General features: G+C 37.2%; 23 protein-coding genes and 2 tRNA genes. 14 read left to right on the forward strand and 11 right to left on the reverse strand.

What is annotated here, in order from left to right:
* The first annotated feature begins 26 nt into the window (after positions 1-26).
* On the forward strand, positions 27-806 hold the full coding sequence (locus tag M902_RS11300; protein WP_021268560.1) for an alpha/beta hydrolase: 780 nt from the start codon (positions 27-29) through the stop codon (positions 804-806).
* A gap of 424 nt (positions 807-1230) precedes the next feature.
* On the opposite strand, the gene M902_RS16785 is transcribed toward M902_RS11300, so the two are convergent.
* From M902_RS16785 to M902_RS11315, 3 genes are read right to left on the reverse strand one after another with little or no spacing between them, the layout of a single operon-like run.
* On the reverse strand, positions 1231-1365 hold the full coding sequence (locus M902_RS16785; RefSeq protein WP_021267826.1) for a hypothetical protein: 135 nt from the start codon (positions 1363-1365) through the stop codon (positions 1231-1233).
* A complete protein-coding gene (locus M902_RS11310; RefSeq protein WP_040314730.1) occupies positions 1362-1724 on the reverse strand; it encodes a hypothetical protein in 363 nt (120 codons plus the stop codon). The genes M902_RS16785 and M902_RS11310 overlap by 4 nt, the downstream gene beginning before the upstream one ends.
* Before the next feature lie 39 nt (positions 1725-1763).
* Positions 1764-2543 (reverse strand): hypothetical protein, encoded by a 780-nt coding sequence (locus tag M902_RS11315; protein ID WP_021268578.1) that lies wholly within the window; start codon positions 2541-2543, stop codon positions 1764-1766.
* A gap of 197 nt (positions 2544-2740) precedes the next feature.
* Between M902_RS11315 and M902_RS11320 the strand changes: the two genes are divergently transcribed.
* The 6 genes from M902_RS11320 to M902_RS11345 all read left to right on the forward strand — a co-directional run bounded on the left by M902_RS11320 (position 2741) and on the right by M902_RS11345 (position 6931).
* Entirely contained in the window at positions 2741-3235 is a 495-nt protein-coding gene (locus M902_RS11320; protein ID WP_021268286.1) for a hypothetical protein, read from the forward strand.
* Entirely contained in the window at positions 3225-3827 is a 603-nt protein-coding gene (locus tag M902_RS11325) for a hypothetical protein (RefSeq protein WP_021268397.1), read from the forward strand. The genes M902_RS11320 and M902_RS11325 overlap by 11 nt, the downstream gene beginning before the upstream one ends.
* Positions 3828-3835: 8 nt before the next feature.
* Positions 3836-4315, forward strand: a complete 480-nt coding sequence (locus M902_RS11330; RefSeq protein WP_021267993.1) for a hypothetical protein — start codon at positions 3836-3838, stop codon at positions 4313-4315.
* Positions 4302-5054: a hypothetical protein gene (locus tag M902_RS11335; RefSeq protein ID WP_021268079.1), complete on the forward strand. Its 753-nt coding sequence runs from the start codon at positions 4302-4304 to the stop codon at positions 5052-5054. The genes M902_RS11330 and M902_RS11335 overlap by 14 nt, the downstream gene beginning before the upstream one ends.
* 374 nt (positions 5055-5428) lie before the next feature.
* Positions 5429-5725 (forward strand): AlpA family transcriptional regulator, encoded by a 297-nt coding sequence (locus M902_RS11340; RefSeq protein ID WP_156979828.1) that lies wholly within the window; start codon positions 5429-5431, stop codon positions 5723-5725.
* A gap of 3 nt (positions 5726-5728) precedes the next feature.
* Entirely contained in the window at positions 5729-6931 is a 1203-nt protein-coding gene (locus tag M902_RS11345; RefSeq protein ID WP_021268304.1) for a site-specific integrase, read from the forward strand.
* Between the two features lie 79 nt (positions 6932-7010).
* On the opposite strand, the gene M902_RS11350 is transcribed toward M902_RS11345, so the two are convergent.
* Both M902_RS11350 and M902_RS11355 read right to left on the reverse strand, forming a co-directional pair.
* Positions 7011-7088, reverse strand: a tRNA-Glu gene (locus M902_RS11350).
* Positions 7089-7129: 41 nt separating this feature from the next.
* Positions 7130-7206 (reverse strand) — tRNA-Lys (locus M902_RS11355).
* Between the two features lie 201 nt (positions 7207-7407).
* Between M902_RS11355 and mtaB the strand changes: the two genes are divergently transcribed.
* A complete protein-coding gene (mtaB, locus tag M902_RS11360) occupies positions 7408-8730 on the forward strand; it encodes a tRNA (N(6)-L-threonylcarbamoyladenosine(37)-C(2))-methylthiotransferase MtaB (protein ID WP_021268697.1) in 1323 nt (440 codons plus the stop codon).
* 459 nt (positions 8731-9189) lie between these two features.
* Here mtaB and M902_RS11365 read toward each other — a convergent pair whose 3' ends face one another.
* Together M902_RS11365 and M902_RS11370 are read right to left on the reverse strand one after the other, a co-directional pair.
* Positions 9190-10458, reverse strand: a complete 1269-nt coding sequence (locus M902_RS11365; RefSeq protein ID WP_021268704.1) for an adenylosuccinate synthase — start codon at positions 10456-10458, stop codon at positions 9190-9192.
* A gap of 2 nt (positions 10459-10460) precedes the next feature.
* Entirely contained in the window at positions 10461-11408 is a 948-nt protein-coding gene (locus M902_RS11370) for a D-isomer specific 2-hydroxyacid dehydrogenase family protein (protein WP_021268638.1), read from the reverse strand.
* A gap of 157 nt (positions 11409-11565) precedes the next feature.
* On the opposite strand from M902_RS11370, the gene M902_RS11375 reads away from it, so the two are divergent.
* The 3 genes from M902_RS11375 (at position 11566) to M902_RS11385 (ending at position 13988) form a co-directional block, all read left to right on the forward strand.
* Positions 11566-12261, forward strand: a complete 696-nt coding sequence (locus M902_RS11375) for a transglycosylase SLT domain-containing protein (RefSeq protein WP_040314734.1) — start codon at positions 11566-11568, stop codon at positions 12259-12261.
* Positions 12262-12285: 24 nt separating this feature from the next.
* A complete protein-coding gene (locus M902_RS11380) occupies positions 12286-12783 on the forward strand; it encodes a macro domain-containing protein (RefSeq protein ID WP_021267909.1) in 498 nt (165 codons plus the stop codon).
* Between the two features lie 104 nt (positions 12784-12887).
* Positions 12888-13988 carry a hypothetical protein gene (locus M902_RS11385; RefSeq protein ID WP_021268444.1) on the forward strand — a complete coding sequence of 367 codons (1101 nt, stop codon included), beginning with the start codon at positions 12888-12890 and terminating at the stop codon, positions 13986-13988.
* On the opposite strand, the gene feoB is transcribed toward M902_RS11385, so the two are convergent.
* From feoB to M902_RS11400, 3 genes are all read right to left on the reverse strand, one after another.
* Positions 13985-15958: a ferrous iron transport protein B gene (feoB, locus tag M902_RS11390; protein ID WP_021268300.1), complete on the reverse strand. Its 1974-nt coding sequence runs from the start codon at positions 15956-15958 to the stop codon at positions 13985-13987. The two genes, M902_RS11385 and feoB, sit on opposite strands and share 4 nt — an antisense overlap.
* Positions 15958-16188, reverse strand: a complete 231-nt coding sequence (locus tag M902_RS11395) for a FeoA family protein (protein ID WP_021268024.1) — start codon at positions 16186-16188, stop codon at positions 15958-15960. The genes feoB and M902_RS11395 overlap by 1 nt, the downstream gene beginning before the upstream one ends.
* Positions 16189-16284: 96 nt before the next feature.
* On the reverse strand, positions 16285-16830 hold the full coding sequence (locus M902_RS11400) for a dCMP deaminase family protein (protein ID WP_052607433.1): 546 nt from the start codon (positions 16828-16830) through the stop codon (positions 16285-16287).
* Between M902_RS11400 and murJ the strand changes: the two genes are divergently transcribed.
* Together murJ and M902_RS11410 are read left to right on the forward strand one after the other, a co-directional pair.
* Positions 16829-18490, forward strand: coding sequence for a murein biosynthesis integral membrane protein MurJ (murJ, locus tag M902_RS11405; RefSeq protein WP_021268558.1), 1662 nt, complete (start codon positions 16829-16831; stop codon positions 18488-18490). The two genes, M902_RS11400 and murJ, sit on opposite strands and share 2 nt — an antisense overlap.
* 80 nt (positions 18491-18570) lie before the next feature.
* Positions 18571-19011: a DUF507 family protein gene (locus M902_RS11410; RefSeq protein WP_021268496.1), complete on the forward strand. Its 441-nt coding sequence runs from the start codon at positions 18571-18573 to the stop codon at positions 19009-19011.
* 255 nt (positions 19012-19266) lie between these two features.
* Here the strand turns inward: M902_RS11410 and M902_RS11415 are convergent, their stop codons facing one another.
* Positions 19267-19812, reverse strand: a complete 546-nt coding sequence (locus M902_RS11415; RefSeq protein WP_021267818.1) for a hypothetical protein — start codon at positions 19810-19812, stop codon at positions 19267-19269.
* A gap of 153 nt (positions 19813-19965) precedes the next feature.
* On the opposite strand from M902_RS11415, the gene M902_RS16095 reads away from it, so the two are divergent.
* Positions 19966-21765 (forward strand): hypothetical protein, encoded by a 1800-nt coding sequence (locus M902_RS16095; RefSeq protein WP_021268116.1) that lies wholly within the window; start codon positions 19966-19968, stop codon positions 21763-21765.
* The last annotated feature ends 26 nt before the right edge of the window (positions 21766-21791 follow it).

Consider the following 21791-nt stretch of genomic DNA (forward strand, 5'->3'; position numbering starts at 1 on the left):
ATAAACTGTTTCTTATATATTTAATTATGAAAGAAATAGTTCTCTTCTTATTACTTACAACACTTTTAAGTTCCTGTAGTCGATTTTTAATTTTTCATCCAGACCAAGAAGACTATCTTGACTTAGCTCCAATTGAAAATGAAGTTCAAAAGACTTTCATAAAATCAAAATCTGGTAATAGTCTAAGTGTCTGGAAAATAATTCCAAAAGGTGAAGCCATAGGAACAATCTTGCATTTTCATGGTAATGCTCAAAATAACTCTGCTCATATTCATAGTATTAACTGGCTAGTTGATAGGGGCTATAAAGTTTATATGTTAGACTATAGTGGCTATGGCTCATCTGAAGGAAGTGCGACACTTAATAACTTCAAGTTAGATACGCTATCTTTTGTCGATTACTTTAGTCGTGAAGTTGATAATTGTATTATGTATGGCCAATCCTTAGGCGGCTATGGAGTCGCATATGTATTGAGTGAGAGGAGCAATGTAAAGTGTAGTACGATTATTCTCGAATCTAGTTTTGATTCATTTCATAAGCTTGTAGATGATAAAGCTTCAAACTCTGTCGTTAAGTTTATTGGAAAAGTTATTCTAGAGAGTGGAACTCTTGAAGCTAACTATAATAGAAAGAAAGTTATTGTTTTAGTGAATAAAAAGGATCATGTTATTCCATTTAAAACAACAATGGAAATGTATGGAAGAATAAGCTCTAAACAAAAAGATGTAATCATATCTGATACTTATGCTCATTCTCGCATTAGTTACCAAAATAAAGAAGTTCTCATTAAAAAACTTAAGAAGTGATCAAAGATATTAGGGCCTAATATAAAACTGGTACTCCCAAGGGGATATCCAGATACAAAAAATAATTCAATATTAACAAAGGCTTAGGAGTAAAATCAGTCGTTTATCTTTCTTTCCTCTCATCGTATTTCATTTGATTTCATGGCATTTCATGTGTTGACCAGACCAAGTTAGTTAGATCAGTTGTAGAATAGATGCCCATAAGATGAAAATTAGAGAAGCACTAAGTATTATTGCCCTAATTTGCTTTTTATAAAAGTTTCTTTTCTCCTCAACTCTTTCGAGTGATAGCTTTTCTTTTGCTGATCGAAGCTTATGAGAGAAGTAAAAAAGTATAAATATAAAGGGGAGTGAGAAAGCCATTTGCATCTCCCATCCTTCTACTGAATATGATTGGAAGGTTTCAAGCCACATAATTAGCCCTTTATTCGAGAATTTGTCCTAGAAGATATGTTCCTATAATAGGAAGTATAATCAGTACTATTGTCATATAAGCGAGCCAATTATCTTTGAATGACCAGTTGGCGTCATCCCATATCCATTTCTTAAAATTTTTCATTGGTCTTCCAATATTTCAAAGATAACTTCTCTTGCTCCAGCTGTTTCTATTGCCTCACTAAATATAGCTTCTTCAAAGCCAAGTAAGCTCTCTCTTAATGAATGTGGATACTTTAGTAATACTTTGGGCTTAAGAATCTTTGATAAAAATGTGTCGCTATAGCTCTTTCTGTAATCGCTAAATGACTCTTCAAAAAAGTTTAGCAATATATCAAAAGTCTTTATGTCATCATATCGCTTGAAGATTTCATATTGCTGGTTGTTAACGTAGGTATATCGAGGATAAGCCTTAGATTGATATCCATTGTCGATGCTCAAACTTTCATTTGTTAGTATAACAGTCCATTCATTTAACTTCATAAACCAATTATATCATGCTTTGGGAGTTTCTCTGATGAATTACTCGTTTCTGAGGATATGTTTTAATTCATATTCAAAATTTAAAATTTCCTTAAATATTCCATCTAACCCACTTTTTGTTTTATTTAGGTAATCTATAATCTCTTCATCTCTTGCATCTAAGCTGTAGGGGATTATTACTTTATTGTGATCTGATGAGGGGCCAACTGAAAGTTGTGGGATCAATTCTCTTATTGATAGCAATTGTTCTTTAGTCACTGATTTAGGTGCTACTATTAATGCGTTGGAGGGTGTTATTGGAACAATATTTATTCGTTCAAATATTGAATTTGAACGCTTGAGTGATGGTATTAGGAATCCAAAGAATCCTATTTCAGGAACGCAGAGAAATTTTGAATTATCAATAGGTAATTCTAAAATATTATTCTGTTCAAATCTTTTATATGTAATCAAGTCGATTTCTTCTTCTGACATTCCTATCAGTTGATCCATATAGCTTCTATCAGATTTAAGTAAACTGATTCGTGCCGTTTGGAAGATAATATACATATGGAGAGCTCGCCATATTTTCCAGTTCGAAGTCTCACCACTTCCAATCAGAGTCGATTTATACATTCCTAGAGGTGATTCTATATAGTCTCTAAAAAAATGTTCTTCTTCTTTTGTTAAGAGGCTGTCTCTTGAGAAGTAGGTTTTTGATGAATGCTCAACAATCTTGTTTTCATTGAAGTCATATACTCTAAGTTTTCTTGTGTTTTCGCATTCCCATGGCTTTGTTAATGATCTTGAAAGGTAATGACAATTTTTTGGCTCACTCATTAAGTACTCTATCTAAATAGTTAGTCATGTTTTTTATTATAGTGAATTTATTTACATAAATGTTGAAATTTGAGAAAATATCTTATGTCTGGTGTAATATCAGGTGGTTATGGGTCTGAATTCTGCTTGTCTTATTACCTATAAATATTATAATGTCCGAAAGTGCAATATTGAACCTTTTGGGTCGGAGTGTTAAAATGAATCCAGAGAAGAATGTCGATTATTTGGCTACAGCTAAAAGTTGGCAAGCTTCCAAGGGGGCAATTTTAATTAGTGACCCAACTTTAATTAATGAAATTATAAAGCTATTTAATGAGATATGCGGTTTTGATTTTGAACCTTCTGAGATAGCTTTTTTGCATAGAGGTAAGTCGGGCGTATCAAGTGCCACCTATGAGAATGTTGCACGATTTAATATTGGCGGTGGTGAAGAATTATTTGGTATTGCTGCAGAACAATTGAGTTTACATAGAACTATATACTCAACTCATAATGATTGTCTTCAGCGTGAGGCTTTCGAGATGCCGCTCTGTATGAAGTTATGCGATAAAGATGAGCTTTGTTATTTTAAACTAGTTCTTATTTTTGAATGTAGTAGTAATGATTGGGTCAATGACCGTAGTTTGATAGGTTCAGTTGGTATTAGTTTTCACGAAGATACAAAAGGAAACGAGGTTTATTATGAAAAGTAAATGTTTAGAATGTCTTTCTATTGATTACGATGTAATTAACTTTGAGTTTGTTTCTGATAAAAAGAAACCAAATGGTGAAGCTATTATTATTAAAGACGCTGAGATGTGTCGATGTCAGAAATGTGGATCAGAGTGGATGAGTGGGGCGCAGATAAAGGCGCTTAATGAAAAAATTGAAGAATTAAGTTACGAGAGCTTAACACCTGCTAGAATTGCTGAAATCAGAGAATCTATGCCTTTTAAAACCAAGGCAGATGCTGCAAAATTCTTTTGTTTTAACCATAAGGCTTTTATTAAATGGGAGAAAGGGTACTCAAGTCCTAATAAGTCTGCCGATTTATTAATGAGACTTGTTGCACGAAGTGAAGAAAACTTTAACTTTGTAAAAGAGTTACATGATAAAGCATTTAGATTTGATCTCGCTGACTATCATTTCCTTGTGAAGGCTGAAGCCGTGCAGGTTGATGAAATGAATGAGCATACATACGAGAACAATAATGCTACCCGCTCAAAAGAAGATAAGTCTTATTTATGGATGATTAATCCTACAGATAATACTGCAGATGATTATGCAATGCCAATGGCCGCTTAAGGTGAGATATGAGTAATAAAATTACAAGTTATAATATGCGCACAGTTAGATTCCCTGACATGATCTGTTCTATTAAAGATCAAGGAAATGACCTTTCTAATTGGGCCCCTGCTTATCGTGCTGGTGCAACAATTGATGAAGAAGGAAGAGTTGTAATCTTATTTGGAGTTCAACTTACAAATGTAGTTGGAGAGGATAAGAAGATTGGGAACTCATTAGTTCAGGCAGAGTGTAGAGCAGACTTCACTTTAAATGGAGAAGTTCCTCTGGGGCTAACAAAACTTAATGAGATTCCTCTTGTTGCGAATATGATTGCGTCAATGTTTCCATTTGTAAGAGAGAAGCTTCATGGGATGCTTTATTCAAATATGGTTACTTTTATAATTCCGTCATATAACTTGGTAAATTATGTTCGAGATGTTGGTCAGAATATTGAAATTACTGATCTGAGAACAAAGCCACTCTTGGATAAGAATGAAGGAAATTAGTGTAGTTAAAAATTCTTATAAGGTAGTTACAAAGGTTTTTAATAAAATTCAAGAAATACGCTTCAATAAATTTATTGATGGCTGTAGAAAATCTTTAGAGTCGGAGGGAATTTTAGACCCTTCTCAGGAAGTAGAGTTTTTAAGTTGGTTTGAAACTGAATTTTCAAAAAATAAGCTTTTTGATTATGTAAAAAAATCAATTGAAAGTACTTCAGATATTACAAGATTAGCTCTTTCGAGGCTATTTACACTTAATAATTCTAAACTATTTAATTCTTCTCCATATAGCGAATCTGTCTTATTGCGTGGCTTGGGTGATGTAGATGATTTAGAAGTCGAGATGTTTCTAATGATTTTTCTAGTATCCTTAAAAGACACTTCCGAGCATAGTTTAAATATGGATGACTTGAATAATCTTAAAATGAATGGAGATGATTCAGTTAGAATGTATATTTCCAAAGAAGTATTCAACTTAGAGTCAAACCCTTATTTTAAGAAGTTTGGTAAAGACCCTTTTTCTATGTCTGTATTTGTCATTGACTCATTCATTTCTAAAGGATTTTTAAAAAGTTCAAATGTACTTGGAAACTATAGCTCTGGAGTTGGTTTTCAGTTAACAACAATTTCTCTATTACTTATTGAAAATTTAGCCTGGGCGAATTATGTATTAAACCCAACTTCCGATTTAGCAAGAGAATACATTAGAAATACTGATTTATTTAAGTCTAAGATGATGTAGTATATTTTACTATTCTATTGTTCACCGTGAACATTTCACGCCACCTAAATTCCCGCACTTATAAAATAAATAACCACCGTGGTTACAGCCTATTGATTTATCGAATTTAAGCATTGTATGTAGAAATTTGGCTTTGCGAATGAGCAGCGATTGCATGTCGATTGATATGTGATGTTGTGTTGAATGAAGAGGATATGATTTTTTTATTCTTCGTTAAGCTATGGGAATAATTCATATAATCCGCGCCGAGAATTTGACTCCCTCTCTCTCTCGTTGCTTTTAGAGATGGAGTCAATTTCCGGCGCTAACATGGGGGGGGAAGGATGTAGTTCGTAGGTAAGGTTTTTGGAGTTAAGTTGTTAGAAGGAGGGGAGTTGAAGAAAAATAGTTTTGATATACATTGCAAATACTGCTTATCAAGGTATCATGGCCAAGAGATGATATTAGGTGAGGGCATAAGTTTAGATGGCTTATTTGGCCAATCTGGTGGCGTCTCAGAGCTCTTTAAAAAACGAATATGGCGAGTGGATGATGTGGCAAGATTCCTAGAGTGCACAAAGGGGCATATCTATAATCTTGTATCAGATGAGAAAATACCAAAGAGAAAGAAAGGTGGACTACTGTTTTTTATTCCTGAGGAAATCCTTGATTGGGTTTACGAAGGAGATTAAAAAATGAGTAAGTATCAAAAACTTTCAAACTACACAGGAATTAAAAAAGACACGAAGAACGGAAGATATTTAGCTATCAAATATCTAAATGGAAAACAGTATTCGAAGAAATTCGATTCCTTAAAGCAGGCACTTTTTTGGCGTAATAGTTTTCACCCTGCACTTCCTGCTAAATTATTGGAAGCTAAGTGTGAAGAATTAGGGCCAAGGAAGAAATTGTTTATTCCAAAGCTGCATGTAAAACCAAACGGCGAAGACTTAGGTTATCGCTTTAGGGATGTGTGGGAGCTGTATAAGGAATTACATTTGCCGTCTTTAGAAAAGTCATCAATGGAGCATAGGCTTTCTAAGTTAAGTTTTTACAATCCTTTAATGGATTATCTAATGGTTGAAATAAATGCGTCTTTAATAGATCGCTTTATGTTTGATCATAAAGAAAAGGCCATTAAAGAGAAGAGTAAACGCTATAACTTCAACGATGATCTTAAATGTCTTAAGGCACTACTAAATTGGTACCGAATTAATTACGATGCAATGTTTATCGTTCCAATTCTTCCAAGGCATAAGCAAGCAGGGCTTATAAAGAAAACTCCAATGAGAAATAAGAAGCTTAAACCAGAGGAGCTAATTGCTTTCTTTAGTGAGCTTTCTGAATTTTGGAGAGACTTTGCCGAAACCCAATTCTATATGGGGGCAAGAGTAAGTGAAGTTGCAGGCCTTCAAGCCGAGTGCGTGGATTTAAAAGAAATGGAGATTCGTGTTCAATATGTGTGTATCTGGTCGAACAAAACGAAGAAGTTCGACTATCTAAAAGAGACAACTAAGAACGGTGAAATTAGCTACGCCTCAATTAATAAGAGAATTGAGGAAATTATGAGAAGAAGATTGCCACTTAGTCAAAATGGCTTTGTCTTTCATAAAGATGGTGAGCCTCTAACTTACAGACAGATTCAGTTTCAATACAATAAGGCCCTAAGAAAAGCAGGACTAGCAGATCGCTTTAGTTCGACTCATATTATGAGACATAGTATGGGAACGATCACAAGGCGAGTGACCGGAAGTGTGGATATGGCCCAAGCTGTAACGAGGCACAAGGATATTCAAGTAGCTCAGCAATATGCGAGTTTACCGACTGAGGCCAATAAGAAGGCCGTAAATGATGTCTTTGAATATTTAAATGAAATTGAGCTTAAATGTGGTGGTTAGGTGGTCGACCAGACCAAAACAGACCAAGTAGGGTCTAGAAAATAAAAAAGCCAGACTAGGTCTGGCTTCTTTATAAAACTGGTACTCCCAAGGGGATTCGAACCCCTGTTACCGCCGTGAAAAGGCGGTGTCCTAGACCGGGCTAGACGATGGGAGCGCTAACTTATTTCCCGGATTTGGAAACCAAAAAACATAAAATGGTGATCTCTCTGCGACTCGAACGCAGGACCCTCTCCTTAAAAGGGAGATGCTCTAACCAACTGAGCTAAGAGACCATCTGTGTTTTGGTGAGATTGAATATAAGTAATCTTGGTTCAGAAGTCAACAGGGAATTTAAAAAAAATAAAAAAAAAGTGTAATTTTTTTAAGAAGTTAATTTTGTTTACCCTTAGTATTTTTTATCGCCCACCTTGTCATTAAAGGCCTTGTGAGCTAATTTAGCCCATTATTACTAGTGTTTTAAGAGGTAGGCTTCAGTGACAACAGAAGTAAATTCTATAAATAATGATTTAGAAAATTTGGACGGAAAAAAAGTAGCATTTCATACTTTGGGTTGTCGTTTAAATTTTTCTGAGACAGGAACAATTTCTCAAGGCTTTGTTGAGCGTGGGTATAAAGTTGTTGAATTTGGAGAGCAAGCTGATGTTACTTTTATTAACACATGTACTGTAACAGATAGTGCAGATTCGACTTGTCGTAATCTTATTCGTAAAGCGCATCGATCTTCTCCTGATGGAAAGATTGTTGTGGCCGGTTGTTACGCTCAAATGGATGCACCAAAAATTGCAAAGATGACAGGCGTTGATCTTGTTTTAGGAACAAGTGAAAAATATAAAGTCTTTGATTACTTAAGCGAAGACGAAACAGATACAATTCATATTGATAAGTCGAAAGATTTCTTTGGAGCCGCTACTTCTAAAGAAGAAGGGCACACGAGAGCTTTCTTAAAGATTCAAGATGGATGCAATTATGTATGTTCATTCTGTATTATTCCTTTTGCCCGTGGACGCTCTAAAGCAGTTTCAATTGCACAGGCAATAGAAGAAGCAAAATCAGTCGTTGCTCAAGGCTTTAAAGAAATTGTTCTTACTGGTGTAAATATCGGTGAATATGAAACAACTTCCGGTGAAAAACTTTTAGACCTTTTACAAGAGTTAAATGCTCTTGAAGGTTTAGAGAGAATTCGACTGGGGAGTGTTGAGCCAAATACAATTACTGATGAGCTTCTTGATTATATGCAAGCTAATCCTAAGTTTCTTGATCACTTCCATGTACCAATGCAAAGTGGAAATGATGAGATCCTAACAAATATGAAGCGTAAGTATTCTGTTGAAGATTATAAAACAATCATTAATAAGATTATCACGCGTTTTCCAAACGCAGGTATTGGTGCAGATGTTATCTGTGGTTTCCCTGGAGAAACAGACGAACAATTTCAAGATACTTTTAACCTGCTAAAAGAATTACCAATTACTCACTTCCATGTTTTTCCATATTCTAAAAGAAAGAATACTGTTGCTGCACGTATGGAAGATCACATTCAGCACCCAGTTAAAAAGAGTCGAGTGAAGACTCTGATGATGCTTGGAGATGCTAAGCTTAATATGTTTTCAGAAGACTTTATCGGAGAGATATCGCAAGTCCTTTTTGAAAGAAAAGATAAGCAAGGCCTATGGGAAGGTTATACTTCAAATTTTATTCGCGTTAAAGTTGCACATGATGGTGATTTAAAGAATCAAATTCATCAAGTTCGCTTAATTGAATTTAAAGACAATAAAGTTTTTGCTGAATTATGCTAGTTGCCGCAGCGCGCACGGTCTTTTTGACAATTAATTAACATTTAAAAACGTTTTCCTAACACAACTTGAACACTTGGGTAGGTGAGGTTTTGTATTCTAGTCTTGTCAGTAGGAAACAAGGTTGGCAAGCCTTAGAATTTTTTGTTCTGCTTTTAAAAACTCCACTTGCCGATTTTAATTTCTCAAGTCCCTCTCTGAATCTGAAGAAGTGTCTTACTGATAAAAAATCTTTGTGCTACTGCGTACATCTCTCTCTCCCGCGGTAGCACAAGGGCTTTGTAAATTTTAAATCCATCGCGCTTATAAAGATGCGATAGAGCATATACCACACACAATCTATGAGTAGCTTTGAATTAGGCACTCGTCTCAATGATGGTTTTCTGCGACGGCCATCTCAAAAAAAACCGACACAAGATGGATATAGGCCCTGAGGTAACTCAGGGCCGAAGTTCTTTATACTTAAAAATATTCTTTTAGGAATTTGATTTCTGATCTTTCCGGTCCGAAGGCGATGATACCAACTGGAATTTGGATCGCTTCTTCGATAAGAGCGATATAGTCTTTAACTTCTTGTGAAAGCTCACCTTTAAAGTCATCGTTAAAGCCTGCTACTTCTTTTAGAATTGGTTTAACCTTCGCTAGATCAATTCCTGGGTAAGCACAATCGATCGTACGACCTTCGTACTCATATCCTGTACAAACTTTAAGAGGTCCCATCTCAGATAACACATCTAGTTTAGTTAAAGCGATCGAAGTTAGGTTTGAGCATTTAACAGAGTATTTTAGAAGAGGAAGGTCTAGCCATCCACATCTTCTCTTGCGTCCTGTAGTTGCACCGAACTCGCCACCCTTAGTTTGAATATCTTCACCCATTTGATCAAAGAGTTCAGTTGGGAATGGCCCTTCTCCAACTCTTGTCGTGTAGGCTTTTGTAATCCCTAGGACTTCTTCAACTGTTCCACCAGGAAGACCTGCTCCTGAATAGATACCTGCGTATGCTGTTGATGAAGATGTTACGAATGGGTATGAACCAAAGTCGATATCAAGAAGCACTCCTTGAGCACCTTCAAAAAGGATTTTCTTTCCAGTTCGTTTAGCTTCATCTAGGAAGCTAAATGTATCGCAAACAAATGGTTCAATTTCTTTTGCAAGTGTCATCAGTCTTTCAACCTCTTCTTCAACACTTGGATATTCGCACTCATAGAGATTTTTAAAAAGAGTTTCTTTCTCTAAAAGATTTGCTTTTAATTTTTCAGTTAGGATCTCCTTGTTAAATAGATCCTTTACTTTAATTCCCTTGCGAGAAATCTTATCTTCATAAGCTGGGCCAATTCCTTTTCCTGTTGTCCCAATCTTAACAGGTCCCTTCGCTTCACGTTGACCATCTAGTAGACGGTTGTAGTAAGTGATAACAGAAGTGTTTGAAGATATTCTTAGCTTTTCAGGAGTAACTGATAACCCAGAGTTTTTTACATTTTCTAATTCTTTAGAGAATGCTTCTGGATCAAGAACAACACCGTGACCAATAACCGATACACAGTGATCATGTAAAATACCTGAAGGAATTAAATGAAGGACAACTTTCTTTGTTCCAACGATAATCGTGTGACCAGCGTTGTTTCCTCCTTGGTAGCGAACAACAACATCGCATTTTAAACCAAGTAGGTCAGTGATTTTTCCTTTACCTTCATCTCCCCATTGAGAGCCAATAATCGCAAGTGATTTCATAATTAAGCTTTAACCTCATGTAGTAAATTATCGTTTAAAAAGAATTCTTTCAGTTGATTTACGGCCATCTCTCCAACTCTTAATTGAGCTTCATCTGTAGAAGCTCCTAGGTGTGGTGTTAGTACAAGATTAGAAATCTTGCGAAGAGGAGAGTCTTCTTCTAATGGCTCAGTTGCGAAAACATCAAAGCCAGCAGCTTTAAATTTTTTATCCTTTAGAGCAACAGCTAGATCTTCCTCGTTAACAATTCCACCGCGAGAAGCGTTTACAAGAATTGCATGAGGTTGCATTTTATTAAATAGGTCCTTGTTCACCATTCCTTTCGTTGCATCCATTAGTGGAGTGTGAAGTGTAATGATGTCACAAGTTTCAAAAATTTCTTCGACAGTATTTGCTTTAGAAACATAATCAAGTTCACTTGATTCACAAAATGGATCAAAGAATTTAACTTGTGGATCAAATCCTTGAAGACGTTTAGCAACGATCTTTCCAATTTGTCCAAAGCCGACGATACCAATTTTTTTATTAGCTAATTCGTTTCCAGTGTACTTTGATTTATCCCATCCACCATTTTTCATTGTGGCGTCTGCTGCAGCTGTATGTCTTAGAACTGTCATCATAAGTGCGATAGCGTGTTCTGCTGCAGAGTTATTATTGGCACCTGGAGTATTTGAAACTTTAACTCCTCGCTCGCCACATTTAACTTTATCAATATTATCTGTTCCGGCACCTGCGCGGATTACATATTTAAGATTTGGAGCAAGTTCAAGATATTCTTCTCCAATTGTTGTTGATGATCTAATAACAAGAGCATTTGCTTTTGGTAGTAATTCTTTAATCTCGTCTTGAGTTAACTTTGCTTTTGGGTGAACTTCTAATTCGTTGATAGCTTGCAGAGATGCAAAAACTTCTGCATCCATTCCATCACAAACGACGATAAATGGTTTCACTCAGGCCTCCATGGATTTTTTAAGTTTTTCTTGTATTGCGATTATAGAACGCAACTTGCTACATGTAACCCTAATATTAGAAACTTTTTGTAAGTTGCTATTTAGTTTTTCGTTAACCATAATTACCATGATGCAAAAAATTAATAGTTTGAAAAATATGAGAATTTTAAAGAAATTATTAGGTATACTTATATTCACACAACTGTTTTTATCAGCTTCTCTTGCTTCCTATATTCCTGAGGGATACTTTGTTAGTCACGAGGATATGATTAGGAATTATCAAATTACTCGAGAGTACTCGAAAAGGGATTTCCTATCATATATTTTAGAGCAGAATCCGGCCGTTACAGTGGCCGAGGCCACACTGATTACTGAGCGAGTTATTGAAGTTGCTGAGCTATTCGAAGTGGATGCGAAGCTATTTCTTGCGCTAATTCGAATGGAGTCAAATTTCATACGTGAAGCTGTCTCTCCAACTGGTGCTGTGGGACTAACTCAATTCACGTCAATTGGTGCCCAGGAAGTATCTGATCAACTGGGTCAACGAGGCCCAAGTTACGCAAGTTTACATAATACTCTCTATCTAAATAATATTTTACTAGATGGCATGCCTGATTGGAGTCATTTGTGGCTTCGAGAGAGGAGCTGGACACAGCAGAAATTACTATTCTTAGATGATCTCGACCTATCTCTTGTTTATGGGGCAATTCTACTAAAGGTCTATTTAGCAAAGAACTTCCAAGATGACCTAATAACCAATTATTACGAGGCATTAGTTGACTACAACGGAGAGCCTGGAGAGAGAAAATATTGGTATGCACGCACAATCTTAAAGTTTTACGATGAAATCTAAACTGATTCGTGCTAGAAATTCCTTATGAAAAATATTCAAGTAATTAAAGCCGATATAACAACTCTTGATGTTGATGCCATTGTGAATGCAGCTAATAGTGAACTTAAAGCTGGAGGAGGCGTTGATGGTGCCATTCATGCTGCCTGTGGCGAAGAACTTGCCAAGGAGCTTGCTGAAGCAGGTGGTTGTCCTGTTGGGGAAGCAAGATTGACTCGTGCCTATAATATTCCTGCGGAATTTATCATTCATGCTGTTGGACCAAAGTGGGAAGGTGGAGCAAATGGTGAAGCAGACTTACTTGAAAAATGCTATATCTACGCATTATCTTTGGCCCTTGAGAATGAATGTAAGTCAATTGCATTCCCATGTATCTCAACAGGTATCTTTGGCTATCCAAAAATTGAGGCGGCCATTACTGCAACTTCGGCAGTAAAGAGTTTTGATGCTATTGAAGAATTTGATGATGTGATCTTCTGTTGCTTTGATGATGAAAGTTATGAGATCTACAAAACAATTCTGTAGCCTCTATAAAAGAGTGATCTCTTAATAATACTTGAGTTAATTTACCCTTCTTCATTTTAGAATTTCTGTGAACAACTGATAAGGTAGATATCAGAGGCACAATTATGAAAAAACGAAGAGTGTTCACTATTTTATTCCCCTTGTTGGCCATCACTTTCCTTGTGGCCTGTCTTGGAAGGGGGCACAATCTTAGAAAAGTAAAAAGTGAGATGATTGTCGATCAATCACTAAATGTCAGCTCAAGAGTACCCGCTAGTACTTTTGTCGAAGGCGAAGAGATAGTTGTTATTGGAAACTTCTTTGATATCTCAAAACCAAACTCCCTCGATGATAGTGTCGGTTTTATACAAGAGGGGAATTGGTTTCAGGATACTCTAAAAGGTTATCAGGGAAGTATTAGCCGATATACTAATGACTCTAGTGCAAGGGCAATATATACAACGGACCTATTAGGGGATTCTACATATTGTATCTGGTACTACCGAGTACCATCAATGAATGCAACGGACAGTGTAATCGTTGATATTTTTGATGGTGTTGAAGAAATTGGTCTGGCCAATTTTAGCCTAAGGCTACCAATTGGTGAGAAAGGCCTTTATCCCTTAGGTGAATTCTCTTTTACCTCTGGTCAGGAGGGCCGTGTGATTATTTCAAAGGGTGCTGAAGACCCACTTCTATTAAGAGCTGATGAGGTTATCTTCAAAAAGCTTGGTGATTACGAAGATTGCCAAGGAACGATTTATAAAGAGCTTGATGAGAGTGCAACGGTTGTGGCCAAGGCCGTTGATCAGAAAACTTTTAAAGGAACGGATGGATATCGAGAATATGGTGAATGGATAGATAGTAAACTTAAAGGAGCACAAGGCAATAGTGTGCGCATGAGTGAAGATGACTATGCCTATTCAACTTATAACTTCATGCCAAAGAGAACTGATTATTGCTTACAAATATATCGTCCAACTATAGTTGGTGCTTTGTCGAATGTTAAAGTGAGTATCTTTCAAGAAGATGTGGAAATCTTTACGACTTTTGTTAGTTATAATATGCCCGAGAATAAGAGTGGTTGGCTAGGCTTAGGAAAGCATGAGTTTAAAGAGAATGAAATGGTGACAGTAATTTTTGAAAGAGACCCTCGCGACATCGGCTTACTTCTAAGTGATGCCGTGAGGTTATCGATAGTATCTAAAGATAAAAGTTGTAATTAAATGAGTAGGTGGTAAGTAACAAATGCTCCACCATAGGCGAGAATTGTCATATATCCAAACATTAGGAAGACATGTCCCCATCCATCTGTTTCTCTGCGAACAATTCCAAGTGTTGAGATACATTGCATAGCAAAGGCAAAAAAGATTAGTAGTGACCAAGCAACGGCCGTGTTAAATACTGGCTCATTTGTTTCTGGATCAATTTCAGCTCTTAATCTTTCTCTTAGAGTTGTTGATTCCTCATCCACATCACCAAGAGCATAGATAGTTCCTAGAGTTGAAACGAAGAGTTCACGGGCACCCATCGCAACCGTAATACCAACTCCCATTTTCCAATTGTATCCAAGAGGCTTGATAACTGGCTCAATTAATTTTCCAAATTGACCAATCGTTGAATGCTCAAGAGAGATCGCAGCAGCTTCTGCTTCTGTTTTTCCAACAAGCATCTCTTGTGCTGGTTTTGGAAAAGTTGAAAGAAACCAGATCACCATTGAAAGACCTAGGATGATTGTCCCGGCCTTCTTAAGAAATACTTTCCCTTTGAAGATCATTGACTTAAATGCAGGCTTGAAAGTTGGCATTTGATAAAGTGGTAACTCAATAATAAATGAAGTTGTACTTCCTTTATAAAGAGTAAGTCTGAAAATCTTTGCAATAATAAGTGCCACAATACTTCCTAAGAAATAAAGGAAGAAAAAGGCAAGTGCTTGAGAATTAAAGATTCCAAAAACAGTTTTCTCAGGAACAAATGTTCCAATTAGAAGAATATAAACAGGTAATCTTGCTGAACAAGTAATTAGTGGAATTGTCATTAGTGTTGCAAGTCTTTCTTTCTTATCTGAAATTGTTCTCGTTGCCATAATGGCCGGAACAGAACAAGCAAACCCTGAAAGGTATGGAAGGAAGGCCTTTCCATTAAGTCCAAAGTAAGACATCGCGCGGTCTGTGATAATTGAGGCACGTGAGATATATCCACTTTGCTCTAATAAGCTAAGTAAAAAGAATAGAATCATAATTTGTGGAAGGAAGATAACAACACCACCAACACCTGCAATGATCCCATCAACGATAAAGCTATTTAGCATTCCCTCTGGAAGAAGAGTTGCAATATATTCTCCAAACGCACCAACTCCGCCGTCAATTAGATCCATAGCAGGACCTGCCCATGTATAAATAGAATGGAAGATTAGATAGAAAATCGCTAAAAAGATAATTCCACCTAGGAGCGGATGCAGAACAAATTGATCGATCTTATTTGAAAGCTGAATCAAGCTTTTATTCTTTCCTATAGCATAAGATGCTTTTAAATCTCTTGCTTCCCTTTGGTATTTTTCAATTTGAGAAAGGGCCGAGACTTCATTTTGAAGTTCTACAAATTGATCTTCCTCAAAGCTTACATTGAAAGGATTGTATTCTGTTGATTCATTTGAAAGTTTGATTTTTCCTGAAGGTAAAAGAATTTCATCTGAAGCATTGTCCCTTAAGAAGTTCTCAAGAGTTGCTCCACTATCCCTCATTGTCGAGAATTTTATATAAGGAACACCAATATGTTCGCCAATTTTATCAAAATCATAATTTTTTGTAACATCAAGGTCGTACTTGTTGAAGATGATTTTTATCTTTCCACCAAAAAGCTCTTTAACAGCTAAGGCAAGTGATAGAGATGAGTCTAAGCGTGCACAGTCAACAACACAAACGATATCGTGAAATTCCGTTACTTGGTTATTTCTTCCAATTAAAGTTGAAACAGTTACAGCTTCGTCAATAGAAGAAGGAACTAGTGAGTAGATACCTGGAAGGTCAACTACTGCTAATTTTTTTTCATGTCGTGCATTAGAAATTAGACCCGCAGTAGCAGTATCTACTGTTATACCATTGTAGTTTGCAACCTTTCGATTTGCTCCTGAAAGAAGATTAAAGATCGCTGACTTTCCCGAGTTTGCAGGGCCAATAAGTAAAATTTTTCTCATTAATTTAATTCCTCAACATTGATGAGACATGCTTCGCTGAGACGAAGTGCAACAGTTTCACCATCTGTTAACTTAAGAGTTAGTGGAGAGCCTAGAAATGAAGGAGCGATTACTTGAATAGCATCACCTGGAAGAATTCCAAGTCCTGTCATGATTGTTTTATGTTTAAGCCCCTTATCAAATGAGAGAATCTTAACATTTACGCCTTTTTTAACCTTCGATAAAACCATAGTTTGCTCCATACGTCTGAATAGGCTTACTATAGTTTTATTAGTCAAACTTGTCTAGGAACTCTTTAATGATATGAACCATGTTTATAAGATGGGTTACTCGCGATAGAAGGCATCTGTAAAGTGCGCGATAAGTGAATCAAGTACGTGCTCACCAAGTGAGAGCTGGCGATACTTAACTCCCGTTAAATCAAAAATACGACGGGAGATGCGATTTGACTCAGTTCCCGCGTGCTTATCTTGTAAGTATACGATTTCTTTGATCTTTGAAGAAGCAAGAAGCTTGGCGCATTCGTGACAAGGGAAGAGGGTGACGTAACAAGTTGCACCAGAGAGCTTGTGATTGGAGTGAAGAATTGCATTGGCCTCGGCGTGAACAACGTAGCCATATTTTTGTTGCTCAAGAGGGAGAGTCCTCTCCTTACCCCAAGGAAGTTTAGTTTCATCAATTCCCGCAACAAAGCCATTGTAACCAAAAGTTATTTGGTGGTTGTTCTCATCAACAAATACACATCCCACTTTCGTTGCCGGGTCCTTACTTTTGAAACTTGCCATAATGGCCTGAAGCATAAAGTATTCATCCCAGTTTACGGCACTCTTTGTTTGAATGTGATTAATCGACTTCTCAAGCTCTGTTCTCATGGCAGCAAGATTAGTTAATAATCCTTCACTTGGCAACTACTGGAAGCTTGTTAAGTCAGATAGGGTGGTGCAAAATATTGGAATGACAAGAGAACACAGGAAGAATTTTTTACTATCCTCTATTAAGATGGCCATCGCGACTCTATCAAGTCGTGTTCTGGGTTTTGCTAGAGAAATTTTAATGGCCAAGCTCTTTGGTGCCTCAGGGCTTACTGATGCCTACCAAATTGCCTTTCGTATACCAAATATGTTGCGTGATCTATTTGCAGAGGGGTCATTCTCATCTGCATTTGTTCCAATATTTACTTCGGCCAAGAAGGATGGTGATGAGCATGCTCGTAAACTTCTTTGGTCCATGGCCATCGTCTTATTTGCTATCACTTCAATTTTTTGTTTGTTGATTTTTATTTTTGCACCACAAATTATTCAGATTTTAACAAATGAACTTTTTACTTCTGATGTAAATCGGTTGGAAATGTCTGTGCTATTGACAAGAATGATGTCGCCTTTTCTTGCATTTGTTTCAGTCGCCGCCTTGTTTATGGGAGTTCTTAACACTTATAAGATGTTCTTTGCGCCAGCAATGGCCCCGGCCGTATTTAATATTATCATGATTGCCTCAATGATAACGCTACCTAAGTTCTTAGAGGCACGAAACCTTCACCCAATTGTTTCTCTTGGTGTAGGTGTTCTTGTTGGTGGCTTCTTACAAATGCTTATTCAAGTGCCAATGCTCCTTTCAAAGGGCCTTGTAAAGCTTGATGGGATTGAGCTTTTTTCAAGTGATGTAAAAGAAATTTTAAAACGCATGAGTATTGGAACAATAGGTGTAGCGGCCACTCAAATTAATCTCTTAGTTTCAACCTTCTTGGCAACGGGAACTGTTGTGGGTGCTGTCTCTTGGCTCCAATATGCATTTAGACTCTTTCAATTTCCTGTCGGCATTCTTGGTGTTTCAATTGGTAACTCAAATCTAGTTTATTTCTCTGAACTTTGGAGGGGAGGTAAAGAAGAAGAAGCGAAGGGTGCACTTCAAACAAGTTATATAACGAGTCTTTTTGTTCTCATGCCTGCAATGGCACTAATGTTTGCTCTAGCTCAAGACTGCGTCGCTATTTCTTTTCAACGAGGAGCATTTGGCCTTGATGATACGAAGATGGTAACGGAAGCTCTTTATGCTTACTTATTTGGTCTGCCATTCTATGGGCTCTATAAAGTCTTTTCTCCAAGCTTTTACACATTAGATAAGCCGAAAATTCCTGTGATCATTTCTTCGATCGCTGTTGGGATTAACATTATCTTCTGTTTCTCACTTGTTGATACTTATGGATTTAAAATTCTTGCGATGGGAACTTCGATTTCGATGATCTTTATCATCCTTGTTCAGTCGATTCTATTGTTCAAACTGTTGGACTTGAAGCTGCAATTCTTCTTCCCACTTAGATTTTTTAAAATCGGTTTGAGCTCATTACTGGCTTTTTATGCTACACAGTATGTGCGTGGATACTTCCCAAATAATATTTTTTCGACTCTCGATAATCTCGCGGCCTTCGTTATTGCAGCATGTGCAGGTGCTATTGCCTACATTATTGCGCTTAGTGTCTTAGGGGATTATGTTTTAATTCAGCGCTTCTTAAATAAGATAATACGTCGAAATTAGAATGGAAGTAATCATAAATTTTCTTGCTTCATGAGTGGCAAGTCGTTAAACTTAAAGAGATTACACATTTGGAGCAGTAAATGAGAACAAATTTTGAAACACTCGAAAATTTAGCGAGTCATACAATTAATACACTTAAGGAAAAGGGTGTTATTGAATTCGATATTGCAAACCGTGAAAAACTTATCGAATCAATGGCGACTGAATTTGGTGTATCACTTGCAACTGATGAAGATATTCGCGATCAAGCAATCGAAGAGGTTGAAGAGAAAATGGGTGTAGATAATATGCCTGAGGACGTAACTGAGTCTGAAATGTTCAACCATGCTCGTAAAGAAATTATTAAGTCATTCAGTGGTGAAAATATTGGTGGTCTATACTTAGTAGAATCACTACACAATATTGCAAATCGTATGACTGCATTCTTAATTGATTGTGAATTCATTGATGATGTCTTCGGAACAGACGAAGAAATTCACAACTTCCTAGTACAAAATATTAGAACATTTAAGACACGTTAATAAAAAAGCTCCGAAAGGAGCTTTTTTTGTATTTGGTACGTCGATACTTTTCGACAATTCATGGGTTTATAATTTTTTTCTTTTATAAAAAACTAAAAAAAACGTCACTATTACTCTGTCTAATTAAAGTATCACTTTGTTAAAAGCTTTACTTATTTTCATCTTTAAATTTCACTACTTTTAAAGGAATGCTTTGAATATTCTTCTTAATATTGTGTGTAAGTCTAAGAATTGTCGAAAAGTATCGACGTACCCTTATAGCTTTTTAATATTGTGTAGAGATTGTTCGAAAAACGGTCCTTCAAGCAAACCATTTAAGACAGAACTTTCACTTTCTAAAATGACAATTCCATCTTCAGTTTTTAAAAGAGCAGCATCGTAGTAGACACGAAGTTCATGAGCTTTTGTGGCCGTACCTTCAACGCGAAGGGTTTCGATTCCTTGTTCATATAATTTTTGAAAAGATTTTGGTCCATGAATAATGGACGTATCTTTATCAAAGACAAGTTCATTATTTATGGCCAGCTCTTCAAAGGCCGCTTGTAAATCAGCATAGTTTTTATCAGTAAAGCTAAAGCGAGACTGCCATTCATAACGTGTGTCAGTTCTTTCAAATACTTTTAATTCACTACTGTCGCTAGTGAGGGTCCACCAAGGTGGAATTGGAATTTCAAGTCCATGGAAGGGGAAGCTTACAGCATTCTTTAAGGCGACTTTTTTTTCACCTTTAATAACAAATGCCGCATAAGTAGCAAAAATTAAGACACAAATGAGGAGAATCCACCAAAAAATATTACTCATAACTCGCAATTTATCGCTAAATTTAAGCTTCGTAAACGTAATATTAATCAGTTAAATCAATAGTTTATAGAAAAAGTCGATAGTTTACTCAAGTTTCATTCATAAAGTGTCGTTAAGTAGTTGAGGATTGTTAAAGTTTTTATGGAGAAAACTATGAAGTTAAGACTTATTGGCACTAAAAGCATCTTATTGGCGATGATGATGCTAAATACATATGCTGAGATCGACATCAGTGATTGTATCTATTTAAGAGACAATGGCTATGAAGATGACGCTCAAGCATGTGTAACAAGAGCATCTCGTGGAAGCTCTGGAAGTAATGACTTCTGTGTCGATTGTTTACCTAAACTTCCTGAAAGAAATGAGTGGGCCGAAGTTGCAAAAGTTGCAATTCCTTCACTTGCAGCAATGGGGAGTGTTTTTTTCGCCACTAAACACCAAGCCGATTCTGTAGAAGCAAGGGCCAATGCTTATGAAAATGGAATTAAGTCATGTCATGGCCAAATCGATAACTATTTAGATCATAACATTGAAAGAGGTGCAAATCCTGTTCTTCCAAAAGAGCAAGCATCAATGCTTAATTCTTGTAACGGCTATGGCTACGGTATGTACGCCGGAGGACTTGGTCTTACTGCTGGAGCTTTCGGTGGTGTAGGTAATGGTTGGCTGGGCCAAGGTTACACATCTGGATTCCTAGGTGGAATGGGTGGACCTAACTTCGGTGGTAATATCTATGGAAATGCCGGATGGGGCATGGGAATGGGTAATGGTATGGGTAACGGAATGGGCAATGGCTTTGGTGGAAATTACCAAGCTAATGTTTATATGAACCCACTAGGTTCTCTTGCCGGTTCGGCACTTGCTGGACTCCTAACAGGTGGTAACGCTGGCTTTGGTGTAAATATCAATGGCGGAATGGGTATGGGTGGACACCCAGGAATGTATCCAGGAAATATCTACGGTGGAATGTACCCAGGTTTCGGTATGAACTCAGGCTTTGGAATGGGCATGGGAATGGGTGGATACCCTTACGGAACTGGTTTTGGAACTGGCTTTGGTGCTAATTTTGGCATGGGAATGGGCAATGGTTTTGGAATGGGTAATGGTTTCGGAATGGGTAATGGTTTCGGAATGAATACTGGTTTAAATTTTGGACTTAATATTGGTAGCACTGGCGCATACCCAGGGATGAACACTGGCGCAGGTTGGGGAATGTACCCTGGATCTGGTTGGGGAATGTATCCTGGAACAGGTATCAATGCTGGTGTGAACCTAGGTTGGGGAATCAACGGCGGTGCCAACGGTGGCTGGGGTAATAATGGTGGAGTATATCCAACATATCCTGGAAACGGTGGTGTTATTTCTGGCGGTTGGGGAATCAACGGCGGTGGAAACGGTAACTGGGGCAACGGCGGTTGGGCCAATGGTGGTGGAAACCCTGCTTGTATGTGTATTTCAGCACCATGTGCTTGTGGAAATACTTTTCCAGGTGGAAACGGAAATATTAATGGCGGTTGGGGAATCAACGGAGGTTGGGGATCTAACGGTGGTAACGGCTGGGGCATGAATGGTAATGCAGGTTGGGGTACTAATGGTGGAAACTCTTGGGGCCTAAATGGTAACGCTAACGGTGGTTGGGGTGCCAATGGAAACTGGGGTGCAAATGGAAACTATAATAATGGTTATCAAGCACAACAATTTCAAAGCTATATCAATGGGCTTCAAGGACAAGCTGTTGCTCAAGGTAATTACCAGAACCAAGGAAACGTAGCATATGCTAACCAAGCACTGTATCAGAACTTATACAATGCTCAACAAAATATTTATGCTAACTCTTATAACGGTTACTATAATTCAGGGACTAACTACGGATCATTGGCCGGTGGTGGTCTTAATGGCCAATTTAGTATTGGTGTAAATGGTGGTGCCGGATTTAACTGGGGTGCTAACTAAAAAATAAATAGAGAGATGAGAGATTA

This window comes from Bacteriovorax sp. BAL6_X (assembly GCF_000443995.1).
GTDB lineage: Bacteria > Bdellovibrionota > Bacteriovoracia > Bacteriovoracales > Bacteriovoracaceae > Halobacteriovorax_A.